This is a genomic window from Flavobacterium sp. ABG, from assembly GCF_001027725.1.
Lineage (GTDB): Bacteria > Bacteroidota > Bacteroidia > Flavobacteriales > Flavobacteriaceae > Flavobacterium > Flavobacterium cupriresistens.
Genome location: NZ_LEKS01000005.1, coordinates 133067 through 145539, shown reverse-complemented (window position 1 = coordinate 145539; position 12473 = coordinate 133067). Strand labels below are relative to the sequence as shown.

Annotated in this window: 9 protein-coding genes and 1 tRNA gene; 5 read left to right on the top strand and 5 right to left on the bottom strand. The window is 34.7% G+C overall.

Annotated features, from left to right (window positions below):
• Positions 1-6: 6 nt before the first annotated feature.
• Positions 7-1410: a decarboxylase gene (locus AB674_RS07205; protein ID WP_047775211.1), complete on the bottom strand. Its 1404-nt coding sequence runs from the start codon at positions 1408-1410 to the stop codon at positions 7-9.
• Between the two features lie 297 nt (positions 1411-1707).
• A complete protein-coding gene (gene aroB, locus AB674_RS07200; RefSeq protein WP_047775209.1) occupies positions 1708-2775 on the bottom strand; it encodes a 3-dehydroquinate synthase in 1068 nt (355 codons plus the stop codon).
• A 91-nt stretch (positions 2776-2866) separates the two neighbouring features.
• On the opposite strand from aroB, the gene AB674_RS07195 reads away from it, so the two are divergent.
• Positions 2867-4036 carry a proline dehydrogenase family protein gene (locus AB674_RS07195; RefSeq protein WP_047775208.1) on the top strand — a complete coding sequence of 390 codons (1170 nt, stop codon included), beginning with the start codon at positions 2867-2869 and terminating at the stop codon, positions 4034-4036.
• 531 nt (positions 4037-4567) lie between these two features.
• On the opposite strand, the gene AB674_RS07190 is transcribed toward AB674_RS07195, so the two are convergent.
• The 3 genes from AB674_RS07190 to AB674_RS07180 all read right to left on the bottom strand — a co-directional run bounded on the left by AB674_RS07190 (position 4568) and on the right by AB674_RS07180 (position 9133).
• Positions 4568-5887, bottom strand: a complete 1320-nt coding sequence (locus AB674_RS07190) for a hypothetical protein (protein ID WP_131701522.1) — start codon at positions 5885-5887, stop codon at positions 4568-4570.
• A gap of 96 nt (positions 5888-5983) precedes the next feature.
• A complete protein-coding gene (locus AB674_RS07185; RefSeq protein WP_047775206.1) occupies positions 5984-7195 on the bottom strand; it encodes an OprO/OprP family phosphate-selective porin in 1212 nt (403 codons plus the stop codon).
• Between the two features lie 153 nt (positions 7196-7348).
• Positions 7349-9133, bottom strand: a complete 1785-nt coding sequence (locus AB674_RS07180; RefSeq protein ID WP_047775201.1) for an ABC transporter ATP-binding protein — start codon at positions 9131-9133, stop codon at positions 7349-7351.
• Between the two features lie 266 nt (positions 9134-9399).
• Here AB674_RS07180 and AB674_RS07175 point away from each other — a divergent pair.
• The 4 genes from AB674_RS07175 (at position 9400) to AB674_RS07160 (ending at position 12470) form a co-directional block, all read left to right on the top strand.
• A tRNA-Val gene (locus tag AB674_RS07175) sits at positions 9400-9477 on the top strand.
• Positions 9478-9711: 234 nt separating this feature from the next.
• On the top strand, positions 9712-10566 hold the full coding sequence (locus AB674_RS07170; protein WP_047775199.1) for a DUF6602 domain-containing protein: 855 nt from the start codon (positions 9712-9714) through the stop codon (positions 10564-10566).
• 627 nt (positions 10567-11193) lie between these two features.
• Positions 11194-11736 carry an RNA polymerase sigma factor gene (locus AB674_RS07165; RefSeq protein WP_053004218.1) on the top strand — a complete coding sequence of 181 codons (543 nt, stop codon included), beginning with the start codon at positions 11194-11196 and terminating at the stop codon, positions 11734-11736.
• 140 nt (positions 11737-11876) lie between these two features.
• Positions 11877-12470, top strand: coding sequence for a hypothetical protein (locus AB674_RS07160; RefSeq protein WP_047775198.1), 594 nt, complete (start codon positions 11877-11879; stop codon positions 12468-12470).
• Positions 12471-12473: the final 3 nt, after the last annotated feature.

Sequence of the window (12473 nt, the reverse complement as noted above, 5' to 3'; positions counted from 1 at the left end):
CTTTTTTTATATTTTTTTAGAGTAGCCTAATATCTTCAATACATCATCAGAAGTTTGTTGTTCTGAAAAAACTTCAGTAGCCAAAATTCCGTTTTCATCTCGATCTATAAGGATGTGTTTGGGCTGTGGAATAAGGCAGTGGTGTAAACCTCCGTAACCTCCGATTGTTTCCTGATAAGCACCTGTATTAAAGAAACCAATATACAATGGTTTTTCTTTGTTGTATTTAGGTAAATAAATGGCGTTCATGTTTTGCTCGGAGTTGTAATAATCATCGCTATCACAAGTTAAACCTCCTAACAGAACCCGCTCGTAAGTATCGTTCCAGCGGTTTACCGCCAGCATGATAAAACGTTTGTTGATAGCCCATGTATCTGGCAAAGTGGTAATGAATGAAGAGTCAATCATGTTCCATTTTTCTCTGTCATTTTGTTGTTTTTGGTACAAAATCTGATAGATAGCACCACCGCTTTCTCCAACAGTAAAGGATCCAAATTCAGTAAAAATGTTCGGAACATCTACTTCTGCTTCGTCACAGGCAATTTTAATCTGATTGATAATTTCGTCAATCATATATTGGTAGTCGTATTCAAAGGCCAATGAATTTTTGATAGGGAAACCACCACCAATATTCAAGCCATCAAGACCAGGGCATTCTTTTTTTAGTGCAATGTATACTTTGATACATTTCACCAATTCGTTCCAGTAATAAGCCGTATCATTTATTCCGGTGTTAATGAAAAAGTGAAGCATTTTCAGCTCTAATTTATCATTCTCCTGAATTTGTTTCTTGTAGAAAGCAACGATATTTTTGTATCCAATACCTAATCTGGAAGTATAAAACTCAAATTTAGGTTCTTCTTCGGCAGCAATACGGATTCCAATTTTGAATTTTCCTTTTATTTCAGCCTGAAGCAAATCAAGTTCTTCATAGTTATCAATAATTGGAATAGTATTTTTATGTCCGTTATTGATTAGTCTCGCAATGTTGCTGATGTATTCGTCTCTTTTAAAACCGTTACAAATAACATACGTACTTTTGTTTATCTTACCGTTTTCTAACAAATTCTCCACGATATTCACATCAAAAGCAGATGATGTTTCGATATGGATATTGTTTTTGAAAGCTTCATTCATAATGTACTCAAAATGAGAGCTTTTTGTACAGTAGCAATAGTAATACTTTGCTTCGTACTTGTTTTTTTCCATAGATTTTCTGAACCAGCCTTTTGCCTTATTGATGTTGTTCGAAATCTGTGGCAGGTAAGTAAATTTTAATGGAGTGCCGTATTGTTCCACCAATTTCATCAAATCGATATTGTGAAATTGTAAGTTGTCTTTGTTTAATTTAAATTCTTCTTGCGGGAAGTAATACGTTTGATTTATTAAGTCCGAATATTTTGTATTCATTTATTTTTCAATATTTAAGATTGTATTTTTAATTTAGGTAAACGGTGCTAAATCTAAAATTCAAACTCTAATATTGGCGAATATAATCGGCAGTTTTTCGTGTTCTGCTTTTGAACATAAAAAAACATCAAAACAAAACGGACTCTTGCTATTATAAAAACGATTCAACATCCTTAGCAAGGAACTATTGAGGCGGTTTCTATAAGAACTAAATTGTCTTTGTTTTCTGTTTGTTTTCATCGTGGCAAATGTAAAAAATAAAATACACCTAAAGCAAAGCTTTTGCTTAAAAAAAGTTTAAGATTTATAATCCTCAAACGCGTCTAGAATTAATTTATTTTCAACGGATTGGTTAATTTTTATTTTTCCTATTCCTTCAATCAAGGCAAATTGAATGGTACCGTACTCATTTTTTTTGTCGTGAATAAGCAATTCAAGGATCGGATCGATGTCTTTATCATCAAACTTCACGTCGTCATATATACCTTGAATAGCCGTTTTGATTTCGGCATATTCTGTAGCGCTAATCAATTCTTTTTGCAATGAAATATAACTTTCCAGTATCATTCCTACTGCAATCGCTTCCCCATGCAATAAAGTCTTTTTAGTTTCACTTTCTAAAAAGTAGCTTTCAATGGCATGACCTAAAGTATGTCCGAAATTTAATGCTTTACGAATATTCTTTTCTGTTGGGTCCTGTATTACAATTTCATTTTTAATTTCAACGGAACGATAAATCAGTTCATCAAAATCAGCATAGTCAATAGATTTCAGGTCTAAAAATTGTTTCCAATATGGAGCATCATAGATCAAACCGTGTTTCAACATCTCAGCCAAACCGGAACGCATTTCGCTTTGCGATAAAGTTTCCAGATATTGCGTGTCAATTAATACCATCTGAGGTACGTTAATAACCCCAATCTGGTTTTTCAGATTCCCTAAATCAACTCCGGTTTTTCCTCCAACAGAGGCATCCACCATAGATAGTAAGGTAGTCGGAATATTGATAAAGTCAACTCCACGTTTAAAAGTAGAGGCTACAAATCCGCCTAAATCGGTTACAACACCACCACCAAGATTAATTATAAGTGATTTTCTATCTGCACCAAGTTCCGTTAAAACATTCCAGATTTCGATACAGGTGTCAATATTTTTATTGATTTCACCTGCCTCAAATTCAATTATTTCAATAGTTAAATCCGTTTCAAGTAAAGGTAAAAACTTAGACAAACAATGCTCATTTGTATGATTATCGACTACAATAAACAGGTTTGAGTATTTATTTTCTCTTAAATGTACATTTAGAGCTTCGTATGCATTTTGATTAAAATGTACCAGATAATTATTGGCTTGAATGGATTGCATAATTCTTTAGTTAATTGAAAGCGCAAAATAAGGCATTTTTAAGTAAATAATATTGAAACTCTGTCTATATTTGCACAAAAAAATAACCTAAATGGAAAAAATATTCGATAACACTCAGGTTGCATTTTCGTTAAAAAGCGATACGGAACTTGACAGAGCTTATTTTCTTTTTAAAATGATCGACAGTGAACCCTTGGTGAGGATAGGAACGGCTGTTACTAATTTTGCTATTAAAGCACATTTGCCAGTAGAAGGATTAATCCGTGCAACTGTTTTTGACCATTTTTGTGGTGGTATCAACGAAGACGATTGTATTACTGTAGTAGACAAAATGTTTACCAAAGGCGTTTCATCTGTTTTAGATTATTCAGTTGAAGGAAAAGAAGAAGAAGAGCAGTTTGATGCTGCTTTAGAAATGACTTTAAAAACGATTGAATTTGCTAAAGAACGTTTAGCAATTCCGTTTGCGGTTTTTAAACCTACGGGCTTAGGTCGTTTTGAACTTTATGAAAAATTAGGAGAGCAACAAACCTTGTCTCCTGCAGAACAAGCAGAATGGGATAGAGTAGTAGCCCGTTTTGATAAAGTTTGCAGTGAAGCACACAAAAAAGATGTTGCGTTATTAATTGACGGTGAAGAAAGCTGGATGCAGGATGCTGCAGATGACTTGGTAACCGATATGATGCGTAAATACAATAAAGAGAAAGCAATTGTTTTCAATACTTTACAAATGTACCGTTGGGATCGTTTGGATTATTTGAAAAAATTGCATGATATTGCCAAAAAAGAAGGCTTTTTTATTGGAATGAAATTGGTTCGTGGCGCTTATATGGAAAAAGAAAATAAGAGAGCTGAAGAAAAGAATTACGTTTCTCCAATTTGTGTTTCTAAAGAAGCTACAGACGTTAACTATGATGAAGCAGTTCATTATATGTTAGAACATTTAGATACGATGTCCATTTTTGCAGGAACTCACAATGAATTGAGTTCTTATAAATTGATGGAAATGATGCAAAACAAAGGAATTGCCAAAAACGATAACAGAATCTGGTTTGGTCAATTGTACGGAATGAGTGATAATATCAGCTACAACTTAGCCGAAAACGGTTATAATGTTGCCAAATATTTGCCATTCGGTCCTGTAAAAGATGTTATGCCGTACTTGATTCGTCGTGCAGAAGAAAACACGTCTGTAGCAGGACAAACAAGTCGTGAATTATCTATGATTAAAGCAGAACGCAGACGTAGGAAAGGGAAATAGTTTTCAGTTTGCTGTCGCAGTTTACACTTTAGAAGAGGTCGTTTTGGAACTCAAAAAGAGAAAAAGTTAGAAACAGATTAATTCTGCTGCTATCCAGTTAAATGAAGAGGGAATCTCAAGATTATGAGATTCCCTCTTTTTTTATCCTATTTGTCAGTTTAGCACGAGATTTCCTAACTTACACTTTATACTTGATTCCGTGTCATTTCGACGAAGGAGAAATCACACTAGGAATTCCGCATAGAGAGCGACCATTCTTTGTCGAGTCACGTTTGTGATTTATCGTACCTCGAAATGAACAAATGTTTTTCTAACTCACACTTTCACTCGATTCCGTGTCATTTCGACGAAGGAGAAATCACATCAGGAATTCCGCATAGTGAGCGACCATTCTTTGTCGATTTACGCGTGTGATTTCTCCTTCGTCTAAATGACAAGTTTGCGTGTAATTTCAAATTAAAATAGATTGTCGTACAACTCAAAAAAAAAAAAAAGAAGAAATCTCAAGATTATGAGATTCCTTCTTTTTTATTAAAACGAAACCTGACATTGCAGCACCACAGTTCCTAATCGGTCGCTTTGTTTGTATTTTCCAATTAGTGGATTATCGTAGATCGCTCTGTTTTGATAGTTTAGACTGAATTTCGGGCCAAAAGTACCTGTTGTGTAATAATTTGCCCCGATTTCATACATCGTCATTGGAGTGTCCAAGGCTTCTAAAGCAGCAACTTGTGCCGCTACATAGGGCTGGAATCGTCCTTTTTTAGCCGCATTAGAGGATTTAGCAAACAAGTATCCGAATTGTCCGTAATAAATATTTCCTGTACCTACGCCAATAAAACCGGCTCCGGAACCATTGATCAAACCATTATCTCCAACAGCCGGGTTGGGAGTTGAAACAGATTGAATGTAATTTCGACCGTAATTATTATTGTTGTAAGAAGCATAAGCGGTAATAGCAGCTCCTTTATCATTGATTGGACTGTCGTAAAAAACATCAAAGCCTAAAACACTCATGTCATCGTGGGCGATTTTATCGTCAGCTGTTAGATGCCACATCGCTTTTGCTTGTGTCATATAACCCAGTGCCAGATTAAAGACCTTTTTAGTCCCTAAGTAAGTTCCTTTGTGGTATGGATCTTCCAAAGATTCTTTCTCGAAAAAAGAATAGGTTAGGATTCCTGAATATTGTGCTCTCGGCGTTTCTGTACTTAATGTAGAGTTGATACCTAAATTATTTACACTGTTTTTATATGGATTTGTGATTGCAGCTCGGTAATTGAATTTTCCCAAATCTCCTTTGGCATAAATACTCAAGTTTCTGTTTCCAAAAGTAGAAGAGGTATTAATAAACTGCTGATACATCGGTGTATCCAGTGTTAAGTGAGAAGAACTACTATTTGCCGAATATCTTGTTGTTCCGGCTCCCCACGCGGTTAAACCACCACCAATATGAAGTTTATCATTAAAATGGTATTCTCCTAAAGCATCCATAATAGAAAGCGGTGCATTTGAAGGGCCTGAATTTTGTTGAAAATTGATGTTATTTTGCCCCAATTGAAGGTGAAAGAAAATGTTCTCGGTTAACATTCCCATCGCCTGCAAACGCAAACGTCTAATTACGATATCATACGTTTGGTTTACTTCGTCAGTTCCAATTTTGCTTCCGGGATTTAGCTCTGAATAGCGTCCCCAAACCTGAAGATTCATTCCGAATTTAATGTATTGTGATCCGTCTTCGGATAAATTAACTACAAATGGGGATTGTTTTTTTTGGGCGTTTAAATTAGAGAGTGAAAGGAGTAAAACAGCAAAAAAAATTAAACTGCTTCTGTAACGGATTTTTTTCATAATAGAGGCTTGTTTACCGGGTTTAAAGGCAAACATATAAAATCTGAGCTTATTTCAAGTCATAAAATTTTCCCAATTTTACAGAAATTACTTTATTTAAAGTGAAATATCCCATTGCACTCTAAAGCGCCAACCACCTGTATATTGCAGGCTAGAATCCTGGAAATCAAAGTAGGAGACCTCTCCGGTGAGCTTGTTTTTATGACCCTTAAAAAAGTAATTAAAAGCAACCGTAGATTCTCTTTGCAGGTTGTCTTTAAAATTTTTATCAGGACGATAAACCGCATGTCTCCCTGCCATTTCTAAATGTTTAGGAACCCAAGGCCAAATGGTATGAAAAAAGTAGCCAGCTTGTGCATAATACCCTCGTAATCGGGTTAATTGATTGTTGTTTACCCTGTCGATAATATTTTTGTGATGCCATTCGCTTTGCCAGGAAAATCCACGATACATGAATGCGGATTCTATATTGTATTGATTAACTCTGTATTGACCCGGTTTTTCTTCTTCAAATCCTTCCAAAGAACCACCACCGGCTTGAGAAAAACGAGTATATGGACTTCTGTTTGTTACTCCGGCCAAGGCTATGATAGCGGTTGGTTTTTCATGAAATTCTAAGTCTCCTCCTTCAAAATCAAGTGTTCTGCCTAAGAAATTCCATTGTGCTCTACCAAAATACATTAGGTTCTGGTCGTCATTTTTAGTGTTTCCTCTTCCGGTTCCGGTTAGAGCAGCTACCCAATAATTAAAATCGGCTATACCTTTTCCTTTTAGATGACCATAAATCTCAACTCCTTGCTGTCTGTCTGTGGTGAAAGGGCGGTTTAGTATAGAGCGTTCAACCATTTGTTGTTCACCGCTGCTAATAAAACGTTCGCGGGTAAACTCTGTTTTCCATTGCCCTATTTTAAAACTCATCCAGTCCCATTTTTCAATCATGATTCTAAAATCCAACAGATTGGATTGACTTAGCTCATATTCCCAATAATACTTCAACCACGGCTCAAAAGCATGACCTCCAACCTTTAGCCTTGCTCTGTTTATTTTAAAGGCGGTCTGATTGTCCTGATTGAAATCGTCATACGTTAACGGGTCCTGATCGTATGGAGTTGCAAAACGAAACTGTAATCTGCTTTGTAATTGAAACAAGAATTTATTATCTCTGGTCTCTAATTGAATTCCTTTACTTCCATAACTCACATTCATTAGTTTAGTGGAGTCCTTTTGCTCTTGAGAGAATGTAATTGAGCAAAAAGATAAAAGTAAGACACCAAAATAAATTTTCAAATTAAGTTCTTTTTGACTCATATTTAAAGGATTTGATTACGACATAAACTGGAAACGATTTAGGTAAAAAAAAGAAAAGCCAATGAGTTTTTAAACCCATTGACTTCAAATTTAAGTATTTGTTTGTTATTATTTCATATTTTCTTACAAAAAAAAAGAGACTTTTTTTAACCACTAATTATGGGTAAATTGTAAGTTACTCAGGTTTTTATAAGTTCCATTCTCCAAATTTATCAGCTCCTGATGTGTTCCTTCTTCGGTGACTTTTCCGTTGTCTAAAACTAAAATTTTATCGGCACTTCTGATTGTTGACAGACGGTGTGCGATAATAATACTGGTTCTTCCTTCCATTAGAATTTCTAAAGCTTCCTGAACTAATTTTTCACTTTCACTGTCCAAAGAAGAAGTTGCTTCATCGAGAATCAATATACTTGGATTCTTAAGCAAAGCCCTTGCAATGGCAATACGCTGACGTTGACCACCGGACAATTTTACACCTCGTTCTCCAACCAAAGTTTCGAATTTCTCCGGAAAACCATTCACAAAGTTGAATGCGTTTGCTTGTTTGGCCGCCTGAATAATTTCCTCGTCCGTAGCGTCGGGTTTACCGTAAGCAATATTTTCTTTAATTGTGCCTCCAAACAAAATCACATCTTGCGGAACGATACTCATGTTGCCACGCAGATTTTCAAGATCGTACTCATAAATATTCTTTCCATCAACGGTAATTTCCCCAGACGAAATATCGTAAAAGCGCAGTAAAAGAGACGAAATAGTCGATTTTCCGGCACCACTTGGCCCTACGATTGCTATTTTTTGACCAAATTCTGCTGTAAAGCTTACATTCTTAAGCACTTCAATTTCTTTACGCGAAGGATAGCTAAATGCTACATTGTTAAACGCTACATTTCCTTTAATTTTTTCATGCGCACCGTTTGCTTCAAGGTTTATTTCTTCCGGTGTTTCTTCTAATAGTTCAAAAACTCTTTCGGTAGCACCAATTGCTTTCTGTATTTGCGCATATAATTCGGCTATTCCTCCAAAAGACGCCCCTACAAAAGTAGAATACAACACAAATGAAATCAATTGACCGACACTCATTTCACCCGCAATACTCAATCGTACCCCGTACCAAACTACTGCTACAATCGCACCAAACAAACAGAATATGATAAAAGAAGCAAAGTAACCACGGTATTTACCGCCTTTAATCGCCAGTTTTACTACTTCGTTTATTTTGCCTTTGTATCTTGCAATTTCATACCATTCGTTAGCAAATGCTTTCACAATACTAATTCCTTGCATGGTTTCTTCTACAATAACCTGGCTTTCGGCCACCTGATCTTGCACTTGTTTGGAGTATTTTCTAATAAATCTTCCGAAGATTACAGCTGCAACAGCCACCAAGGGCACCACAGAAAGCATTAACAAAGTAAGTTTGAAACTTTCTGTAGCCAATAAAATCACACCTCCGATGATTAATATAAACTGGCGTAAAAATTCTGCTATAGTACTAGTCAGCGTGTCTTGAATCTGCGTAATATCAGCGCTGATACGACTGTTAAGTTCACCAACTCTTTTTTGAGAAAAGAACGTCATAGGCAACTTAACCAAATTGGTATATAAAGACAAACGTAGGGTTGCCAGCGTATTTTCGGTAAAATTGATAAATAAAGACAATCTAAAGAAAGAGAAGAAGGCCTGAAGAAATAGTATAGCAACTAAGCTTAAAGCAATTTTATTGGTCTCTGTATTGTCTTTGTTTTTGACGCAGTCTACTAACATTCCCATTAACTTAGGAAAGGCTAGGGCAGTAGCTCCTGTTAGCAACAGGAAGAATAAACCAACATAGAATTTCCATTGGTGTTTTCCGGCGTATTTGAATATTAGTTTTGCTTTATTGAGAGAAGTAGCGGTAATCTTTGATTTTGGCAAATCATTTTCTTTATATCTGGCCATTTTAAATATACAATTAAGATATACAAAGGTATGATTATAGCGACTGAAACCAAAGTTATATGCTAAACTTAGCCGTTTTGTGATTTTTTTAACGGAACCTGAATAATTATGGAGCAAATGGGATTACATTAATTTACTGTAAAAGAGTTCGCTAAAGAAAAACTCGAAAATTTATTTCACTTTTTTCGCAAATATGCTTGCAAATACAAAATCTAGCTGTATATTTGCACTCGCAATCACGATATGATTGCAACCTATGTAAAATAGGGCGATTAGCTCAGCTGGTTCAGAGCACCTCGTTTACACCGAGGGGGTCGGGGGTTCGAACCCCTCATCGCCCACCAAGAAACTCCTTAAGAAATTAGGGAGTTTTTTTTTGTTAATGTACTTCGCAAATTGCTTCGTCTAACTTAAATAAATCTCAATTTATTAAAAAATAGTAATCGTAGTATTTTGTTTTTATGTAGTATTGTAAAAACTTCTGCTTGGTTACATTGTGTATATACCCATAATAAGTTAGAAATGCACTATAGTAGCTGGTATGTAATATTCAAAACAATAATACTAAAAAATGACTTATGAATGCTGTTCACGGATCAATTATTGAAAATCTAAAACAAATAGAAATCATTTACGAGGAAACTATTGATGCATTTAAAAAGGACAGAACAAATACTGGAGACTCAAAAGAAGTTACAGTCAGTCAATTTATAGCTAGTTATCTTTCCAATGATTATCAAGTAAAATCTACAAGTAAAATATATTCCAGAACCCAAGAAACAAATAACATCGATTGTGTTGTTCTATCTCCAAATCATCCAAGATTAATCACGCCGAAACGTGAAGTTATATTGGCGGAAGGAGTTTTTGCGGCAATCGAAGTAAAACCCGACATTTCAACTTTGACAGAAAAAAGCGAATTTCAACGTGGATTAAATCAAATTAAATCAGTAAAAAACATCATTAGAGATGTAGATCGATTAGAACTTACTGGATTTCCCGGTGAAGAAACGACACCGAAGTATTATGATAAAATTCCTAGTGTAATTTTCTCCTCGAAGTCAACAGAACTTCGAAAAACCGTTGATTACATTTGTGAAAATGTTAGAGAAAGAAAATTAGACCACGAAGAAATACCAGACTTAATTGTCTGTCTAGATAAAGGACTAATTTTTTATTCTCCAGTTTTTTCTTCGACAGACATTGGACAAAATTTAAAAAGCAAATTGCCTTCAATTCCAAAAAAGGCATTTGTGACATATGCTTCATCGGAGAAGCCAATGATTTTAATTATGTTTTTGAGATATTTTCTCAATTTTCCTTCACCACATATGCTACTAACAGATTTTGTTGTTAAAAAATATTTAACTGATATAGAGACAAATTTTGTAGTTAAACTTCTTGACGCAGACAAGATGTTTATCAAAAAATAAAAACTATTACAGCTAACAGGCGTTTGGCTAGATTTCGAATTTAGTTATATATTCATGTCTGCGCTTCACAAGAAATTTTATCTTTATCAGAATAGGCATCAGGTGTTCGACTACAATCCCTGACACCCCACCAATTTCAACAAACCTCCAAAGTCATTGATTTTGGAGGTTTTTTTATGACTCGAAAAAATAATATCTTTTTTTTGAAGTCAGGTTCACTAATTGTGGAGAAGTGTAAATTTTATCGCAAATTTCACTAATTGGCACGAATTGTTTTTTTGCCACAGATTAATTAACTACTTAGACTTTTACTATTTAGCGCTTAAAATAATAGTTTTAAGGAACGATTATATAAAAAGAAGGAGAAATATATTCAAAGATATTTTTTACCGATACACTTAATCTATCAAATTATATAAAGTTCCGAGACCTGCAGATTCTGGTCTTCTATCCTTTAATTCAGTATAATCATATTATAATAATTAAGGCAAAAAGAATACATAACACTATACTTACAAATTTAAAAGTTTATTATTTTTATTTAAAATAATTATAAATAATGTTTTAGAAACATATTCTTTTACATAGTTTTGCATCGTTTTAAGATCAAAATTAAATACGATTCGCTTGCAACTTCCTCACAAAAATAGAACCATACTAACAGATATTAATTCTGAATCAGCATTTAAACTGGCTTATCTCAGGTATTCTGCTAAAGTCTATGGAGTATGCATACATAAAGTGCAGTCAAAAGAAGATGCTGAAGAAATTGTACAAGATGTTTTTAGAAGCGCCTGGGAAAACCGTGAAAAATTTAAAACAGGTAAACCTTTAGAAAACTATTTGATCAAAGCAGCAAAATACAAGCTCATCGATTATTACAGAAAACAACAAGTAAAAAATCAACACTTGACCATTGTAAGTGAAACAGCAGAAACTTCAAATAATAGTACCGAAGATCATATGCGCTTTACTGATTTAAAAGAAACGGTGTTTTCCGCACTTCACAAACTACCATCAAAAACCAAAGAAATATTTTGGATGAGTAGAAAAAAAGGATTAACCAACAAAGAAATTGCCGCCGAATTAAAAGTAAGTGAAAAAACAATTGAATACCATATATCGAGTGCTTTAAAAAAGTTCAAGGTACAACTTGCCGAATATATATAAACATTCGTTAAAGCATAAATCGTTTGTCAATTTTAGCCCTTTGAAATTGATATTTTAAAAAAAAATCCACTTCTCTTTAGGGTAAAACCTTTTTCATACGAATACTTAATTGAACGCCACTTAAAAGGGATTCCATTAAGATGAAAATTACACCACAAATCCTCGAAAAATACGCTCAAGGCAAATGCTCTGAAACAGAAGTAAAATTCGTAGAGCAATGGCTCGATAACCCGCAAGATGAAGAAGCCGAACAAAATGAACATTTATTTACGAATACCCAACAGCAAAGGGTTTGGAGAAAACTGCACAAAACTATTTTCTCAAAGAAAGGCTTGATTTCAATATCGCGCTACGCGGCGGCTGCCTGTTTTGTTGGAGCCGTTTTCTTTGCCGGACGTCAGTCAGCTATGGCTAATTCAGCTAAACTAGCGCAAGAAATAAAAATACAGGAAGCTAATAATTTATTCGTCTACGGAGGAAATGGTGCTTATGCAAAAATCCCCGGTAATGAATTTAGTTTACAGTTTGATGGACAATTAAAACTCTATAACGGTTCCAGAGAAATAAAAACAGTGAAATCAGGAGATAAAATCCATACGCTACACCCCATGAAGACCTATATTTTAATGGGGAATAAACAAAAAACGACACTTATAACAGGACTCGATGCTGAAATGGAGCAAGGAGGTCTTGGCCATCTAAAAGGTGATTTCAGTATTAAAGTTCTTAAATAACAA

Bases quoted from the DNA above. Each gene is read 5' to 3' on its own strand.
- AB674_RS07190 (WP_131701522.1), bottom strand. From the start codon at position 5,887: ATGAAAAAAATCCGTTACAGAAGCAGTTTAATTTTTTTTGCTGTTTTA.
- AB674_RS07205 (WP_047775211.1), bottom strand. From the start codon at position 1,410: ATGAATACAAAATATTCGGACTTAATAAATCAAACGTATTACTTCCCG.
- AB674_RS07195 (WP_047775208.1), top strand. From the start codon at position 2,867: ATGGAAAAAATATTCGATAACACTCAGGTTGCATTTTCGTTAAAAAGC.
- AB674_RS07170 (WP_047775199.1), top strand. From the start codon at position 9,712: ATGAATGCTGTTCACGGATCAATTATTGAAAATCTAAAACAAATAGAA.
- AB674_RS07160 (WP_047775198.1), top strand. From the start codon at position 11,877: ATGAAAATTACACCACAAATCCTCGAAAAATACGCTCAAGGCAAATGC.
- AB674_RS07180 (WP_047775201.1), bottom strand. From the start codon at position 9,133: ATGGCCAGATATAAAGAAAATGATTTGCCAAAATCAAAGATTACCGCT.
- aroB (WP_047775209.1), bottom strand. From the start codon at position 2,775: ATGCAATCCATTCAAGCCAATAATTATCTGGTACATTTTAATCAAAAT.
- AB674_RS07185 (WP_047775206.1), bottom strand. From the start codon at position 7,195: ATGAGTCAAAAAGAACTTAATTTGAAAATTTATTTTGGTGTCTTACTT.